Raw genomic sequence first — 15587 nt, forward strand, 5'->3', positions numbered from 1 at the left:
GGGCGTGACGGCACGCGGCCCCTTCCGAACAGCGGCGCTTGGTCAGGAACCCTGGCTGAGCGCTTGGGTTCCCGGCGGCCCGCCCTGACCGCCTAGTAGAAGACCGTTTCGCTGTCGGGCTGGACGCTTTCCTCGCTGGGCCGGGCCTCGCCCATGTCGCCCGTATCGCGCGCGGGCGGGGGCGGCGTCGCGTCGGTCGGCTCGGCGGGGGCCTCTTCCTCCTCCTCCACCTCGACTACCGGCTCTTCGACCGGCGGCGGCGGGGCTACATCCTCTTCGCGGTCCGTTGCGGTCATGTCGCAGGCGGACAGGCCGAGCCCGGCGGCCGCGACGGCGGCGATGAGAACCAGTGGGTTGCGCATGCGGGCACCTCGTCGTTTGAACCGGTTTTAGCGCGCCCCCGGGACCCCGAAAAGCCCGTCAGGCGGCCGCCGCGGCTCGCCGTGTTTCGACCGCGCTTCCGAGCGCCGAAAACAGGGCCTCGGGATTGATCGGCTTGGTCAGGAAGGCGCTGACCCCGATCGCGGCCCAGGCGGCCCGGTGGTGATCCAGCGCGTTGGCGGTCAAGGCGATGACCGGCGTGGCCGCGTTGGGCCCGTTTCCGGCCCGGATGCGTCCAGCGGCCTGCAGCCCGTCCATGACCGGCATCTGCATGTCCATGAGAATGGCGTCGAAGGCCTGGCTCTTGGCCGTCTCCACGGCCTGGCCGCCGTCGACGGCGAAGGTGAGCTCATAACCGGCCGGCTCCAGCATCAAAGCCAGAATCCTGCGATTGACCTCATGGTCCTCGGCGACGAGCACGCGGCGCGATCCGCCTGACGTCAGCGCAGCCTGCGCCTGCAGCACCGCGGGACGGGCCGCGGCCTCCGCCGCCAGCCACGGGGTTTCGAACCGGAAGGTCGAGCCGCGCCCCTCGTGCGGCGCGAGCCGGAGCGTGCCGCCCATCAGGTCGGCCAGCTTGCGGCTGATGGCCAGGCCCAGCCCGGTGCCGCCGTAGCGACGGGTCGTGCCCACCTCGGCCTGTTCAAAATGGCCGAACAGCCGCTCGGCCATTTCAGGAGACACGCCGCAGCCCGTGTCGCGGACCTCGAACCACAGGGTCTCGCCCTCCACGCCGGCCGACAGGGTGATTTCGCCCCGCTCGGTGAATTTCACCGCATTGGAAAGCAGATTGGACAGGACCTGCTGGAACCGCAGCGGATCGGTGCGGATGCGCTCGGGCGTTCCGGGCGTGATGTGCAACCGCATCTCGACGCCCGCCTCCTCGGCCTTGGCGCCCCAGAGGCGAGCGAGGCCCGTTAGGCGATCGTGCAGATCGATCTCGGCCGTCTCCAGCTCCATCTTGCCGGCTTCGATCTTGGCCACGTCCAGCACGTCGTTCAGCAGGCCCATCAGGACGTCGCCGGCGTTGAGCAGCATGTCGACTGGTTCGCGCTGGTCGCGCGTCAGAGGCGTGCGGCGCAGCAGGTGGCCGGCCGAGATCACCGCGTTCATCGGCGTACGGATCTCGTGGCTGATCGTGGCCAGGAAGTCCGACTTGGCGGCGCTGGCGCGCTCGGCGCGGGCGCGGGCCTCTTCGGCCGCGTCATTGGCGCCGCGCAGGGCCCGGTTGGTCGCCGAGGACTGCCGCACCGCGACGATGAGGTGCGCGATATAGAGAACGCCCGCCAGGCTGACCGCCAGGGACGAGGCCGCGTCGTATCCCTTGATGATCATGGTCGCGAGCGGCAGGCCCAGGAAATACAGCGCGTGCGGCACGGCGGCGGCGATCAGCACGGGCCGGGCGTGATGCATGTGCATCGAGACGTGCAGCAGCCCGCCGGCGATGGCCGTGTAGGCGAACAGCTGGCCCGGCCCGCCGCCATAGGTCCAGGTGTAGGCCGAGATGGCCGAATAGACGGCGGTGTTCAGGGCGGCCGAGGCCATACAGGCGCGGATCCGCGCCCTGCTCGGCTCCTGGTACGGATTCTGGCGCACGGGCCGGAACACCCACCAGTCTACGGCCTGAGCCGCGCACATGGCCGCGAACCAGGCGAACGGGAACCAGCCGGGCGTCAGGAGCCAGCCGACGCCGCCGAGGAAGACGCCGAGCGCCAGCCGCGTGCGCAGCTCCCTGGCGCGCACATCGCCCATGACGGCGTATCCGTTCGGCTGAGTCATCCGGACCTCCCCTAACGGAAACGTAGCGGGGTCCGAGTTAAGGCCGGGTGACCTTATGGTAAAGCTAAGGTCGACTCGCCGACTTAGAACGGGATGTCGTCATCCAGCGGGAAGTCCTGCTTGGGACCCGACATGCGAGCCGGTCCGCCGCCACCGCCGAAATCGCCGTAGTCGTCCCCGCCCGAGGAGGCTCCGCCGCCCTCACCACGGCCGTCGAGCATGGTCAGCTCGCCGCGGAAGCGCTGGAGCACGATCTCGGTCGAGTACTTCTCGACGCCGTTCTGCTCGTACTTGCGGGTCGCGAGCTGGCCCTCGATGTAAACCTTGGAGCCCTTCTTCAGATAGTTTTCGGCGACCTTCACGAGGTTCTCGTTGAAGATCACGACCCGGTGCCATTCGGTCTTTTCCTTGCGCTCGCCCGAGGACTTGTCGCGCCAGGACTCGGAGGTGGCGACGTTCAGGTTGGCCACCCGGTCGCCGGAGTTCAGGGTGCGGATCTCGGGATCCCGCCCGAGATTGCCCACCAGGATCACCTTGTTGACGCTGCCGGCCATCGCGGCCCTCCTTCTGGTCTCGCCCCACGCCTTCGGCGGTCGGCAATGTTCTAATTATGTTCCGGCGCGCCGGGGGTCAATCAACCCTTACGAGCCCTCGGCCTCATCCGTTTGGCCGGGCTCCGGCAGGGTGGTGCCCGGCGGGAGCTCGAAGGCACCGGGAATCGCGAGGCGCCCGTCGTTGGTCCGACGTAGGGCCGTGAACCGCCCGCCGTCCAGAGACCGCGACAGGGAAACGCCCGCGCCGTTCACGAAGAGGAACTGGTCGCCATAGGCGCCCATGACCTCGCGGCGGGTGCCGCCCATGCGCAGGAAGCGCACGCGCATCTCCTCGAGGCGCGCGGCGCAATTCTCCATGTTCGGCTGGGGGTCGGGCAACGGATTGAAGCGAACCGTGCCGTCCTCGAGGCGCGCCACGTGCCAGCAGGTGCCACGCGGGCCGTCGGGGATCCGGACCCGCTCCTGGCAGGCCGACAGGGTGACCGCGCCCGCGGCCATGACAAGCAGAGCCAGACGCATCAGCGCACCTCGCCGAGAGAGCAGTCCCGGCCTTGTTGGACCAGGGTGCGGAAGTTGGTGTTGTCCGGGGCCTGTTCGACACGTCCCGGGACCAGGCGCAGCGTCGTCGCGCCCCAGCGTCCGTAGGAGGCGCCGCCCAGTTGCTCACAACGGCCGGAGTAAAGCTGCTGCACGCAGGCGTTCAGGGTCAGCTCGCCCACGTCGCGCCATTCGCCGCCGGCGTGGCGCAGACAGCGCTGGGTGGGACCCGAGGCGGGGGTAGGCGTCGGAGGCGCCTGAACGACCTCGGCAGGAACAGGCTCGTCGTCCACGAGCGACGGAAGCTCCGGCGGGGGCGCGAACGGCACGGCCGTCAGCTGGCCGGAAGAATCCAGGCCGACGTCCAGGGCCTGCGAGGCGACCCCATTGCGCTGGGCGCAGTCCGACAGGGTCGCCATGCCGACGAAGCGCCCATCGACGAAGCAGCGCAACTGCTGGTCCGGGCCGACGGGCTGCGGGTCTGTGACGTCGAGCTGCAGTCCGCCCTTGGAAGCCGGCGGCGGTTCGGCCGGTCCGTCGTCCCGGCCCGTCAGCAGCAGTGCGATGACGACGGCCGCCAGGATGGCGGCGGCGCCGCCGAGAATGAGTACAAGTCGATTGTCCGAGGCCATGCCGCCATTCCGCGCCGGTGGGGAGGCGGCAATAAGGCGGGCGACGGCCTCGCCGTCAACCGCCGCCTGTGAGTCGCGACAGGGCAGCCTGATAGTTGGCGATCTGGGCGGTCACATGGGCCGGAGCCTGGCCGGTTATCCGGGCGCTGGCGGGCCGATCCTTGTCGGCCAGAGCCCGGTAGGCGGAGCGGATCTGGCTCATGGCCGCCTGGATCGCCTCCCCCGCCGACTTGATGGCCGCCTTGTCCCGCAGCGACAGGTCGGCCGGCAGCTTGAGGGCGAAGACATCGCGTCCGTCCGCGGACCCGGTGACCGGGCGCACCAGCGTCTGCGACAGGCCCAGCGCCTCCAGCGCGTCGCGTCCGGCCGGACCCGCCACGATCTCGACCGCCGTGCGCTCGTCGCGCGGCGAGATGCGGATGACGTCGCGGTTGTCCGACTTCACGACCTCGGCCTTGAGGCGGTTGTCCGAGGCGATGGCGATCTTGCGGGCCAGGCTCGCGAAGGTGTCGCGCGCCTCGATGGTCACGGGTCTCAGCCGGCCCCCGCCGCGATCGACGAACAGCTGATCGCCGACGCGGGCCGAGGTGGCGTCCACCACGCTTTTGGACGGCGAGAAGTCGATCTCGCCCTGCGGCAGACCCAGGCGGTCGAGCACGCTTGCGCCGGATGTGACGGCCACCGAGATCGGTGCGACCAGGCCCCCGGTCGCCTCGAAGTCCCGGGTCCATTCCACCGCTCCGGTTTCCGGGTCGACGCGGGACACGTACCCGGTGGCCGTCTGCTTGTCGCCGGTCCCCTGGAGGTTGGTCTGGCCGGTGATCCACACCTTGCCGCCGGACACGGTGGCGGCGGACGCGCCGTCCGTTCCGGTCCCGCCGACGAAGGTCAGGCGATCAGCGGCGTCGGCGACCAGGCTGTCATCGAGGCGCGCCACGAAGGCGTCCGAGCCACCCGAGTGGCCCGAGGTCACCGTTCCCGCGTCGAGGGCGGCGTTGCGGGTCGTGCCGGTGAGCAGCACCCGCCCTGCGTCCAGCGCCACGCCCGCGATCGATCCCGAAAGGGCGCCGAGATCGCGCGTCTGCGCCAGAACCGGCGCGCCGGCCGGCTGCAGTTCGAAGCGCCGCAGGATCGCCTGGCCGTTCTCGACCCCCGCCGTGACGATGGCCCCGTCCGCCACAGCCAGCGCCGAGACGGCGTCGTCGGCGGTGGTCCCGAACTGCTTCACGAAGGTCGCCGAACCCTGGACGCTGAAGCCCTGGAGGTAGCCGTCCCAGCCGCCGACCGGCGCACCGCCGGTCATCGCCGAGCGGGATCGCCCGGCGACGTAGACGGCCCCGTCGTCCCCGAAGGCGACGCCGAGCGCCTCATCCTCAAGGTTGGCTCCCCGTCTCTGGGACCAGAGTTCGGAGCCCTCCGCGTCGAAAACGGTGACGAAGCTGTCGCTCAGCCGGGCGTCGACGCCGGAGACGCCCTTGTCCAGAGCCCCGGTGACCGAGCCGGCGATGGCGACCTTGCCGTCGGCCGAGACCGCGATGGCGTTGGCCGAGGCCTGGTCGGCGGCGCCGAGGGTGCGGGTGAAGACCACCTTGCCGGCGGAGTCGTACTTCATCAGGACCGCGTCCCGGCCGCCCTTGATGGCCTGGCCGTCGACGGCCGCGGTGGCCTCGGCCAGGACATAGAGGGATCCGTCGGGGCCGGACGCGCTCGCCTTGACCTTCAGGCCGTCGGCCAGCGGAGTCTGCAGGCTCCGGCCCTCGACCCAGAGCGTGTCGCCGACGCCCGACTGTGCGGCCGGCGCTCCGGCCCCGGTCACGCCCGTGTCCGTGGTGAACTTCGATAGCTCGGGCGTGCCGGCCGCGCCGGACGCTTGCAGGACGAAGACCCCGTCGGACCGGTCCGCGGCGGAGAAGGACAGCGTTTCGACCGACACACCCTTGACCCTCAGGGCATAGCGGTCGGGTCCGGCCGGCAGGGTGACCGACTTGCCGGACACCGTGATCGTGCGGGGCTCGGACGGCAGCTTTTCGCGCGCGATACGAGTCTGGACCCCAGCGGCCTCGAGCTGTGCGTTGAGATGGATGACGACGTTGCTGAGTGTGCGCGGGGTCGCACCCATGTCATTCAGGTCGATGTTCACGTCTACGTCGCCCGACAGCTTGCGTACCGTCATGGTGAAGCGGACGTCGCCTTCCAGCGCGGCGGCCGGAAGGTCCGGGTCACCAGCGTGCAGGGCCTTGGTGACGTAGCTGTTGTCGGAACGGGGCGCGCCGACCTTCCCCTTGGCCTCCGAAGCCGAGGCGCCCTTGGCCACCCGGATCGACTCGAAGGGGTCGTCGCTCAGGAACTGGGAGATCTCGGTCAGGCCGGCCTGAAATGCCTTCTCCAGCCGGCCGAGCTCGCCGAAGGTGATTCCCTTGGTGTCAGCGCGATTGACGAGGGCGTTCAGGGTAGTGAGCCCCTGATTGAGCGCGAAGAGACGCCGGTAGTCCTCGGCCGCGTCCTTCACGTCCAGACGGGGGGCCCTCAGATCGATGAAGTCCCGGCCGCCAAGCGCTGCACGCACCAGGGCGTCGGGTTCCGGCGGAGTTGCGCGCGTCGACCAGGGCGCGGTCGGCGTCTTTGAGGCTGTGGATGATCCGGACAGCACGCCGCCCGCGGACGGCAGATAGCCGCCGCCGAACAGTCCGAGCAGATAGCTGTTGTCGATCAAGGCCTGGCCGCCGCTCCTACGACCGCAAGAGTCGCGGCTGGCGCCTACGAAAGCCTTAAGCGTTCATCCCCAGACGGCGGAAAGCTGTTCAAGAAACCGCTGTTTCGCTCGCCTCCCAGGCGACTCGGTCTAACGTAGGTATGCGGATGGAACGCACAACGAGGGTCCGGCGTTAACGATCGGATCCAGGGAGGTCGAGATGACTTCGTTGCGTAACGCCTTGATGTACGTGCTCGCCCTGTACGGATTCGCGCCCAAGCCTGCCCCGCGACGGCGGGCCTGGGTCCAGATCGGTCCGGCCCACTAGTTCGCTTCAGTCGCGAGCTAGCTGCGGAACAGAGACAGGATGATCTGCGGCGCCGTGTTGGCGATCGACAACGCCTGCGCCCCTAGTTGCTGCTGAACCTGAAGCGCCTGAAGGCGTGCGCTTTCCCGCGCCAGGTCCGCGTCCACGAGATTGCCGATGCCGGTCTCCAGCGAGTCGATCAGCTTGGAGACGAAGCGGTTGTGCTGCTCGATCTGCTTGGCCTGCGAGCCGATTTCGCCGAGCGCCGCGTTCACCTGGGTGATCGAGTCCTGCAGCGCGGTCAGCGCGTTGGTCGCATTGGTCAGGGTGTTGATCGACGAAGTGGAGGTCACCTCGAGGATGGCCCCGCCCATGGTGAGGTTCTTGGCCTGCAGCGTGATGAAGGAATCCGCGTCGGCGTTGGCGATGAAACGAATCGAGGCGACCGAACCGTCCAGCAGGTTGGCCCCGTCGAACTCGGCGTTCGATATGGCGTCCCGGATCGACTTGACGATGGCCTTGTAGTCAGCGTTCAGCGCATTGCGCGCCGCGGTGTCCAGCGAGGCGTCCTTGGCCGCGACCACCTTTTCCTTCAACTGGTTCAGCAGGTCGGAGATCGTTTCGCCGGCGGCGAGCGCCACGTCGGTGATCGAGCTGGCCCGATCCAGGCTCATCTTGACCGCGCCGAGCGCGCCCACGTCCGCGCGCTGTCCCTGGGCGATGGCCCAGACCGAGGCGTTGTCCTTGGCGCCCTGGACCTTCAGGCCGGTGTTCACCCGGTTCTGGACGTCGGCCAACTTGTCGTTGGTCTTGTTCAGGTTCTGCAGCGCTACGAGCGCCGAGGTGTTGGTGTGAACGCTGGTCGACATGACCCGAGGTCCCCCGCGGTTTTGCGTAATGCGAGGCTATTGGGCGAGTCGTGCACGTATGGTTAACGCGGTCGCAACGCATTGATCCGCGCGGGCCCGGCCCTGCGCGGTGGAAAAAAACGGGGTGGAGCGCTCGGCTCTAGGCGGTGGTGTCGATGACCTTTCCACCCGAATAGGCGGGATCCGACTTCAGCTTGAGCACCTCCTCGCGGGGGTACTGGCTGACGATCTCACCCGTGAGGCGGTCCACGTTCTTGTAGACGAACCCGGCGTCGGGACCGCCCTCGATGATGAGGCGGTATCGGGCCAGGCGTTCGGCCTCTTCGGTGGCGCGGCGGCGGTCCGAGGTGTCGGGGCCGGACGCGTTCGTGGTCATCGGGGCGACTACCGTCTGGGTCGATACAGCCCCCAATCTTCTGACATCCGTAGGCATCTCCAATGCGCCCGGGGGCGCCTCCTGAAACGGGCCTCAGGGCCCGGGTCGGGGGCGGCCAGAGCCGCCCCCTTCCGGCGTTAGCGGAACAGTCCGAGCAGGATCGAGCTCGAGGTGTTCGCGATCGACAGGGCCTGAACACCAAGCTGCTGCTTGGTCTGCAGGGCCTGCAGGCGGGCGCTTTCCTTCGCCAGGTCCGCATCCACCAGGTTGCCGACGCCGGCTTCCAGGGTGTCCTGCAGCTTCGAGACGAAGTTCAGGTGCGTCTCCAGCGACTTGGAGCCCGTGCCCAGACGGGCCAGCGACGCCGAGACGTTGGCGATCGAGGCGTCGATCTTGGTCAGGGCCGCACCCGCCTTGGTCACCGTGTCGATGACTTCGGTCGTGGTGATGGTCACCTTGGCGCCCGACAGCTTCAGCGTTTCGGCCGCGACGTCGATCGTCGAGGAGCCGTCGGCGTTGGCCAGGGCCTTGAAGGTGGTGCCGCCCGACTTCAGCATGTTGACGCCATTGAACTCGGCGTTCGAGACGACCTTGGCGATCTGGTCGCGGATCGACTTGAAGTCTTCGTTCAGGGCGGTGCGGGCTGCGGTGTCGAGCGAGGTGTCCTTCGCCGCCAGCGCCTTCTCCTTCAGCTGGATCAGCAGGTCGGAGATGGATTCGCCGGCCGAGATGGCCACGTCGACCGCCGACTGACCGCGTTGCAGCGAGTCCTTGACGGCGTTCAGGGAGGAGACCTCGGCGCGCTGCGACTGGGCGATGGCCCAGACGGCGCCGTTGTCCTTGGCGCTGTTGACCTTGCGACCGGTGTTGATCCGGTCCTGGACGGTCGCGAGTTCCGAGTTGGTGCGTTGGAGGTTCTGCAGGGCGATCATCGCCCCGGCGTTCGTGTTAACGCTGTTCAGCGCCATGGCACGTGGTCCTTCTTTCAAGGTGTCCGGCGTCATTTTGACTACCGGGAGCGTTTTGCTCGGGGATCGATCGAGCAAGCGCCGGGCCACGGGGCGGCCTGGAGCCTTCCCGACAACACGCTGTTTTTCCTACGTTACCTTGTGTTTACCCTGTCGCGAGCTCGGCAGAATGTGCCGGGCGGCGGGCAAGCGGCAGTTTTTGCCGGGTCAGGCGCGGCCTGCGACCTCAAGCACCGCCTGGGCGGCGGCGGCTGACGGGTCCGGCCGGCCCCGCCCCATCAGATCGAGCGCTTCATACTGGCGGCGGACCTGATCCCGACGCAGCGCCGGATCGTCAAGACGCGCCACGACCGCCTGCGCCAGGGCCCCGGGCGAGGCCTCGTTCTGCACGAACTCCGGTGCGATGCGCTCGTCGGCGGCGATGTTGAACAGGGTGATGTGCCGGGCGGTGACCATGGGCCGCATGATGGCGTAGCTGAGCCCCGACAGACGGTAGGCGATGACCATCGGCGCGCCCGCCAGCGCCAGCTCGGTCGAGACGGTGCCCGAGCAGGCCAGGGCCACGGTCGCGGCCTTCATGGCGTCCTTCTTGGCCGCTTCGCCCTCCACCAGCGTCACGCGGAACGGCCAGCCGGCCACGGCAGCCCGGGCCTGGGCGGCCACGGTGTCGGCGATCACCACCGCAACGGCGGTGTCGGGATGGGTCTCCCGGATCCGGGCAACTGTCGCCTCGAAGAGGGGCGTCATCCGCTCGATCTCGGAAGGACGGCTGCCGGGCAGGATCAGCAGGAGCGGTCGTTCTGGCGCCAGGCCATGCTGCTCGCGGAACCGTTGGCCGTCGGCGCCGGAAAAGTCGATCGCAAGGCTGGGATTGCCCACGAAGGTGGTCGCCAGCCCGGCCTGTTCGAACCAGGGCGGGTCAAACGCGTGCAGGGTCAGCAGATGATCCACAGCCTCGGCAAGGATCCTGGCCCGGCCCGGCCGCGACGCCCAGACCTGGGGCCCCACGTACTTGACCAGCTTCACGTCCGGCAGCGCGATCCGGAGGGCCTTGGCGACACGGATCGTGAAGCCCCAGCTGTCGATCAGCACCGCGACGTCCGGCTGTTCCCGTCTGGCGAACGCGACTGTGTCGGCCACGCGCCGCTTCACCCGGCCATAGGCCTTGAGGCCCTCGATCCAGCCGAGCACCGACAGCTCAGAGATATCGAAGGGGCTCTCGATCCCTTCGGCGGCCATACGGGGGCCCCCGACCCCGACCAGGCGGATATTTTCGGCCCCTGCCCGCGCCTTGAGCGCCCGGGCCAGGCCCGCGCCGAGACCGTCGCCCGAGGATTCGGCCGCGACCAGCATCACCGTGAGCGGCCGGGTCACCCCTCTCCCCAGACGAACAGTCCCAGCCGGTCGGCGGCTGCGATGACACCGGGCTTGTCGATGACGATCAGGTCGCCGGCCTGTCCGGCCACGCCGGCCAGGCCCGCGGCGTGCGCCAGTTCGATGGTGCGCACGCCGATCACCGGCAGGTCCACTTTGCGCTCCTGGATCGGCTTGGGCGCCTTGGCCAGCACCCCTTGGGGCGCGACGCCGCGAAGCTCGGCCGGCAAGGAGGCGACGCGCTCGAGCATGGCGTCGGTGCCTTCCTGCGCCTCGACCGCCAGCACCAGGCCATGGGAGACGACCGCGCCCTGGCCGACATCCAGGTCACCAATGGCCCGGGCGACACGCAGCGCCTTTTCGATATCCGCCCTGTCCATGTCGCGGGGGCTGACCGCCCCAAGGGGGCCGGCCGGGAGGGTCTCGTCGCCTCCGAGAATGTCGTCGGCTCCCTCCACCGCGAAGCCGGCGTCGCCGAAGACCTTGAGGACCTGACGCAGCAGGGCGTCGTCGCCCTGCTTGGCCGCCGCCACGATACCGGGGAGCACCGTCATGCCCTTGAAGTCCACCTTGAAGCTCGAGAAGTCCGGCCGGCTGACCTTGCCGGCCAGGCAGACGGACCCGCATCGAGCTTTCTTGAGGGCGTCGAGGCATTTGCCGAACTCGCCGAGCGCCAGGTCCGCGCCGTCGGCGGACGCCAGGGCCTCGTCGGCATAGCCCTTCAGCCGGATGACGAAGACGGGGCGACCCTGGGCGCGGCAGGCCTCGACGATGCGCACCGGCAGGTCGCCGCCGCCCGCGATCAGGCCGAGCCTGTCCATCAGACTTCCGGCAGGCAGAGCGGCCGGGATCCGCCCGCGCGGATGAAGGCGACGATCTCGGCGGCTTCATCCATATCGCCCGCCGCGGCCTCGGCGCGGTCCAGGCGCTCAGAAAAGGCGCCGTCGCCCTCGAACAGGTCGCGGTAGAAGGCCAGCATGCGCTTGATCCTGTCCCGGTCGAAGCCGCGTCGCTTCAAGCCGACCATGTTCAACCCGTGCAGCCTCGCGTGGTTTCCCCAGACCGAACCGTAGGGAATGACGTCGCGGGTCACGGCAGCCAGGCCGCCGACCATCGCTCCCTGCCCCACCCGGCCCCACTGGTGCACGGCGCACAGCCCGCCCAGGAAGACCCCGTCGCCGATGGTCACATGGCCGCCCAGGGTCGCATTGTTCGCGAAGGTCACGCGGTCGCCGACCACCGCGTCGTGGCCGACGTGCGCGCCGGTCATGAACATGCAGTTCGAGCCCACCACGGTGACGCCCGCGCCCTGGACGGTCCCGCGGTTGAAGGTCGAACCTTCGCGGATCAGGTTGTTCTCGCCGATGACCAGCCGGGTCGGTTCCCCCTTGTAGCCGCCGTGCTGGGGCGGGCCTCCGATGACGGAGAAGGGGTGGATCACGGTGCCGGATCCGACCTCCGTGACCCCGTCCACGACGACGCTGGACGCGAGCTGGACACCGGCCTTCAGCGTCACGTCTGGGCCGATGCGGCACCAAGGCCCGATCTGGACATCAGCGGCGATCCTTGCCGCAGGATCAATGATGGCAGTGGGATGGATGGCCACGTCAGGCCTCGTCGGCCACCGTCACGGCCATGGCCATGAACTCGGCTTCGGCGGCAAGCTTGCCGTCGATGAAGGTCTCGCCCCGGAATTTGTAGGCGTCCTTGCGGGCGCGGGTCACCTCGACCTTCATGCGCAGCTGGTCCCCGGGCCGCGCGGGGCGCCGGAACCGCACATTGTCGATCGACATGAACATGATGACCTTGTTCGAAACGTCGACCTCCAGCGACTTGGACATCAGGACCGCCCCGGTCTGAGCCATGGCCTCGACAATCAGGACGCCCGGCATGACGGGGTCGATCGGGAAATGTCCCGGGAAGAAGGGCTCGTTGAAGGTGACGTTCTTGATCCCGGTGATCGATGTGCTGGCCACATAGTCCTCGGCCCGGTCGACCAGCAGGAAGGGATAGCGGTGCGGAATGCGTCTGAGCACCTCGGCGTAGTCGATCGCCGTCCCAGCGCCCTGATCCTGCTCAGCCATGTTCGCCTCCTGCGCGACCCCTGGCCTGTTTGGCGAGCCAGACGGTCTCGCGCAAGAAGCGCTTGATCGGACGAGCCGGATCCCCGCCCCAGGTCTCGCCATCCGGCATGTCGCTGCTGACCGCCGAGGCGGCGGCGACCCGGCAGTTCTTCCCGATGGTCACATGGTCGGTCACGCCCGCCCGGCCGCCAAGCGCGGAGCCGTCGCCGATTACGACGCTCCCGGCGAGACCGACATGGCCCGCGAGGATGCAGTTGCGTCCGATACGGACATTGTGCGCCACCTGGACGAGGTTATCGATCTTGGTCCCCTCGCCCACGACCGTGTCGCCATAGGCGCCCCGATCGATGCAGCTGTTGGCGCCGACGCTGACCCGGTCCTGTATGACCACGCGGCCAAGCTGGACGACATCGACCAGGCCGGAGGCGTGACCCGCCACGCCGAAGCCCGGCTCCCCGATCACCGCCCCGGCCGCGATCCGTACCCGGTCGCCGATCAGGCAGAAGCCCAGCGAGACATTGGGGCCGATGTCGCAGTCTCGGCCGATCTGGACGCCGGGCCCGATCACCACATTGGCTCCGATCCGGGTCCGGGCTCCGATGGCCACGCCCTCGCCGATGACGACGCCCGGGCCGATCAGGACGCCCTCCTCGAGCTCCACGGAGGGGTGACGCGCCTGATCAGGCTCCAGACGGCGAGGAGGATGCAGCCGCGCGGCCGCGGCCGACCAGGCCGCCTGGGGCGTCGGCGTGACCAGAAGGCCCACGCCCGCCGGGGCGAAGTCGGCGTCCGGCGCCGCCAGGAACACGGCCCCTGCGCGCGTCGCCGCGAGATCGGCGCGATAGCGCTTGTCCCCCAGAAACGCCGCGCCCCGCGCGCCGGCGAGGGCGAGCGGGGCGACGGTTTCGATGACGGCGTCGGGGTCGCCGCGGACCAGGTCCGCCGAACCAGCCTTAGCCAGTTGCGCCAGGGTCAGGGGCGTTCCGGACAGGAAAAAGCGTGCGTCCGGCACCCGCGGCCCCTGTCGTCCTACTGCTGCGGCAGCGGCATGCGGTCGAAGGTCAGGCTCTGCATCTGGCCGTTCAACAGCTCGATGACCCGGTCGGTCACGTCCATGGCCGGGTTCGCGCCGTACATGGCCGAACGGTCGAGCAGCAGGCCGCAACCGCGCTCCTGATAGACCTGGACCAGGATCGGGTCGAGGCGCTGGGCGATCTGGGAGATCTGCTGCTGCTCGGTGTACTGCAGCTCGGCGGCGCGCTGCTGGGCCAGGCGGTCAAAGTTCTGCGCGCGCTGTTGCAGGGCGCCGGCGCGCTGGGCGAAGGCGTCAGCCGCGAGCGTGCCTTGCTGGCCTTGCAGCGTGGTGGCCTCGGCTTCGATGGCCTGAGCCTCGGGCTGAAGCTCGGCCTGGACCGCGGCGCTCAGTTGCTCGAGGCGGGCGGCGACCGACTGGCCGACCAGCGACGTCACCAGCGCGCGCTGGTTGTTATAGGTGCAGACGCCCGGAATGACGGGGCCCGGGTTGGTCGGCTGGGCCGGCTGGGCCTGGGCGGCGCCGGCGAGGACCAGGGCGGCGAGCGCGGCCGAGGCGGTGGCGGGGATGTTCATCTGAAGTCCTTAGAACTGGGTCGAGGTTGAGAAGCGGAAGGACTCGGTCCGGTCGTAGTCCTCGCGCAGGAAGATATTCGAGATGTCGAACCGGATCGGTCCAAGCGGCGAGCGCCAGTGGACGCTCAGACCAGCCGACAGTCGTGGCGAAAGTTCGTCGACGATGTTCGGGTCCGGGAATCCGGTCGCGTCGATCCGGTACCGGTCGTCCAGCACGCCCAGCGTCCCGACGTCCATGAACAGCGACGTCCGGATGCCGTACTCTTCCGGCAGGAAGTTCGGCACGGTCAGTTCGACGGTGCCGATGGCGTAGAAGTTGCCGCCCAGCGCATCGCGGGTCAGCAAGTCGCGCGGCCCCATGCCGGCCGTCTCGAAGCCGCGGAAAGTGTTGCCGCCCTTGAAGAAACGGTCGTTGATCCGCACCGGATCACCGTTCCAGCCCGAGATGTACCCGGCCGAGACCTCGGTGCTGAGCACAAGGTTCGAGGTGAAGCCGTAGTACCAGGTCGCGTTGGTCTCGGTGCGCACGTAGTTCACGTCGCCACCGATGCCGGCCAGATCCTGCCACAGCGAACCGCGCCAGCCGCGCGTCGGGCGGACGGGATCGTTGGTCCGGTTCACGCTGAGCGTATAGCCGGCGGCCGAGTTCACGAACGAGCCAACCTGTTCGCACAGCGCCCGCGAACCCACGCCCGGGCAATAGCCGGTCGGGACAATGATCTCGTCGGACTTGAGATTATAGCGCAGGCCAAGGCTGGCGTAGTTGTTGATCGGCCAACCCAGACGGACGCCCACACCGGTCGAGGCCCAGTCGAAGGACGACTCCTCCTCCAGGTCATACCGGTAGTGGTACAGGTCGAAGCCGGCGCGCAGGTCTCGATCGAGGAAGCGCGGCTCGGTGAAGCTGAGCTGGGCCTGCTGCCGCAGCGAGCCCCACGACAGGCGCGCGACCAGGTTCTGACCACGACCGCGGAAGTTCCGCTCGGTGATGCCCAGGTCGATGATGAAGGAGTCGACCGACGAGAAGCCGGCGCCGAACGACAGTTCGCCCGTCGGCTGCTCCTGAACCTGGACCTGAAGCACGGTGCGGTCGGGCGCCGAGCCCGGGACTTCCTCGATCGTCACGTCCTCGAAGAAGCGCAGGCCGCGCAGGTTGTTGCGCGAGCGGTCGACGAGCGCCTGGTTGAAGGCGTCGCCCTCGACCAGCATCATCTCCCGGCGGATGACCGGATCGATGGTGCGCGTATTGCCGACGATGTCGATGCGCTCGACGTAGACGCGCGGTCCCTCGCGGATCTGGAAGGTGATGTCGACCGTGTTGGTTTCGGGATTGGCCGTTTCGATCGGTCGGATGTCGACGAAGGCGTAGCCGGCCGCGCCGGCGGCGAAGGTTAGGGTGTCGACCGCCGCCTCGATCTGGTCGCTG

Annotated in this window: 16 protein-coding genes; all 16 read right to left on the reverse strand. The window is 68.8% G+C overall.

Translation table 11 applies throughout. The annotated features are described in order from the left end of the window. Positions 1-92 precede the first annotated feature (92 nt). Positions 93-362 carry a hypothetical protein gene (locus tag Q0M60_RS07455; RefSeq protein ID WP_296817870.1) on the reverse strand — a complete coding sequence of 90 codons (270 nt, stop codon included), beginning with the start codon at positions 360-362 and terminating at the stop codon, positions 93-95. Between the two features lie 58 nt (positions 363-420). Then, positions 421-2160 carry an ATP-binding protein gene (locus Q0M60_RS07460; protein ID WP_296817872.1) on the reverse strand — a complete coding sequence of 580 codons (1740 nt, stop codon included), beginning with the start codon at positions 2158-2160 and terminating at the stop codon, positions 421-423. An 83-nt stretch (positions 2161-2243) separates the two neighbouring features. Continuing rightward, a complete protein-coding gene (gene ssb, locus Q0M60_RS07465) occupies positions 2244-2714 on the reverse strand; it encodes a single-stranded DNA-binding protein (protein WP_296817874.1) in 471 nt (156 codons plus the stop codon). 87 nt (positions 2715-2801) lie between these two features. Continuing rightward, on the reverse strand, positions 2802-3233 hold the full coding sequence (locus Q0M60_RS07470) for a hypothetical protein (protein WP_296817876.1): 432 nt from the start codon (positions 3231-3233) through the stop codon (positions 2802-2804). Next, on the reverse strand, positions 3233-3883 hold the full coding sequence (locus Q0M60_RS07475; RefSeq protein WP_296817877.1) for a hypothetical protein: 651 nt from the start codon (positions 3881-3883) through the stop codon (positions 3233-3235). Before Q0M60_RS07475 ends, Q0M60_RS07470 begins: the two co-directional genes overlap by 1 nt. 55 nt (positions 3884-3938) lie before the next feature. Further along, on the reverse strand, positions 3939-6596 hold the full coding sequence (locus Q0M60_RS07480) for a transcriptional regulator (RefSeq protein WP_296817879.1): 2658 nt from the start codon (positions 6594-6596) through the stop codon (positions 3939-3941). 324 nt (positions 6597-6920) lie between these two features. Further along, positions 6921-7751 carry a flagellin gene (locus tag Q0M60_RS07485; RefSeq protein WP_296817881.1) on the reverse strand — a complete coding sequence of 277 codons (831 nt, stop codon included), beginning with the start codon at positions 7749-7751 and terminating at the stop codon, positions 6921-6923. Between the two features lie 139 nt (positions 7752-7890). Next, positions 7891-8127 carry a hypothetical protein gene (locus Q0M60_RS07490; protein ID WP_296817883.1) on the reverse strand — a complete coding sequence of 79 codons (237 nt, stop codon included), beginning with the start codon at positions 8125-8127 and terminating at the stop codon, positions 7891-7893. A 137-nt stretch (positions 8128-8264) separates the two neighbouring features. Then, on the reverse strand, positions 8265-9095 hold the full coding sequence (locus Q0M60_RS07495) for a flagellin (RefSeq protein ID WP_296817885.1): 831 nt from the start codon (positions 9093-9095) through the stop codon (positions 8265-8267). A gap of 207 nt (positions 9096-9302) precedes the next feature. Next, a complete protein-coding gene (gene lpxB, locus Q0M60_RS07500) occupies positions 9303-10469 on the reverse strand; it encodes a lipid-A-disaccharide synthase (protein ID WP_296817887.1) in 1167 nt (388 codons plus the stop codon). Further along, positions 10466-11290 (reverse strand): UDP-2,3-diacylglucosamine diphosphatase LpxI, encoded by an 825-nt coding sequence (gene lpxI, locus Q0M60_RS07505; RefSeq protein ID WP_296817888.1) that lies wholly within the window; start codon positions 11288-11290, stop codon positions 10466-10468. The genes lpxB and lpxI overlap by 4 nt, the downstream gene beginning before the upstream one ends. Next, positions 11290-12075 carry an acyl-ACP--UDP-N-acetylglucosamine O-acyltransferase gene (lpxA, locus tag Q0M60_RS07510; protein ID WP_296817890.1) on the reverse strand — a complete coding sequence of 262 codons (786 nt, stop codon included), beginning with the start codon at positions 12073-12075 and terminating at the stop codon, positions 11290-11292. Before lpxA ends, lpxI begins: the two co-directional genes overlap by 1 nt. Before the next feature lies 1 nt (position 12076). Next, positions 12077-12553 (reverse strand): 3-hydroxyacyl-ACP dehydratase FabZ, encoded by a 477-nt coding sequence (gene fabZ, locus Q0M60_RS07515; RefSeq protein WP_296817892.1) that lies wholly within the window; start codon positions 12551-12553, stop codon positions 12077-12079. Continuing rightward, a complete protein-coding gene (gene lpxD / locus Q0M60_RS07520) occupies positions 12546-13565 on the reverse strand; it encodes a UDP-3-O-(3-hydroxymyristoyl)glucosamine N-acyltransferase (RefSeq protein ID WP_296817894.1) in 1020 nt (339 codons plus the stop codon). Before lpxD ends, fabZ begins: the two co-directional genes overlap by 8 nt. 17 nt (positions 13566-13582) lie before the next feature. Next, complete coding sequence (locus Q0M60_RS07525; RefSeq protein WP_296817895.1) at positions 13583-14161, reverse strand: OmpH family outer membrane protein; 579 nt, start codon at positions 14159-14161, stop codon at positions 13583-13585. Positions 14162-14170: 9 nt separating this feature from the next. Further along, positions 14171-15587, reverse strand: a 1417-nt coding sequence (gene bamA, locus Q0M60_RS07530; RefSeq protein ID WP_296817897.1) for an outer membrane protein assembly factor BamA, incomplete at its 5' end; no start/stop codon positions are given.

The sequence above is a fragment of the Brevundimonas sp. genome, from assembly GCF_024711105.1.
In the GTDB taxonomy this organism is placed as follows: Bacteria; Pseudomonadota; Alphaproteobacteria; order Caulobacterales; family Caulobacteraceae; genus Brevundimonas.

Coding starts and splice junctions, on each gene's coding strand:
- Q0M60_RS07455 (WP_296817870.1), bottom strand. CDS start 362: ATGCGCAACCCACTGGTTCTCATCGCCGCCGTCGCGGCCGCCGGGCTC.
- Q0M60_RS07460 (WP_296817872.1), bottom strand. CDS start 2,160: ATGACTCAGCCGAACGGATACGCCGTCATGGGCGATGTGCGCGCCAGG.
- ssb (WP_296817874.1), bottom strand. CDS start 2,714: ATGGCCGGCAGCGTCAACAAGGTGATCCTGGTGGGCAATCTCGGGCGG.
- Q0M60_RS07470 (WP_296817876.1), bottom strand. CDS start 3,233: ATGCGTCTGGCTCTGCTTGTCATGGCCGCGGGCGCGGTCACCCTGTCG.
- Q0M60_RS07475 (WP_296817877.1), bottom strand. CDS start 3,883: ATGGCCTCGGACAATCGACTTGTACTCATTCTCGGCGGCGCCGCCGCC.
- Q0M60_RS07485 (WP_296817881.1), bottom strand. CDS start 7,751: ATGTCGACCAGCGTTCACACCAACACCTCGGCGCTCGTAGCGCTGCAG.
- Q0M60_RS07490 (WP_296817883.1), bottom strand. CDS start 8,127: ATGACCACGAACGCGTCCGGCCCCGACACCTCGGACCGCCGCCGCGCC.
- Q0M60_RS07495 (WP_296817885.1), bottom strand. CDS start 9,095: ATGGCGCTGAACAGCGTTAACACGAACGCCGGGGCGATGATCGCCCTG.
- lpxI (WP_296817888.1), bottom strand. CDS start 11,290: ATGGACAGGCTCGGCCTGATCGCGGGCGGCGGCGACCTGCCGGTGCGC.
- fabZ (WP_296817892.1), bottom strand. CDS start 12,553: ATGGCTGAGCAGGATCAGGGCGCTGGGACGGCGATCGACTACGCCGAG.
- Q0M60_RS07525 (WP_296817895.1), bottom strand. CDS start 14,161: ATGAACATCCCCGCCACCGCCTCGGCCGCGCTCGCCGCCCTGGTCCTC.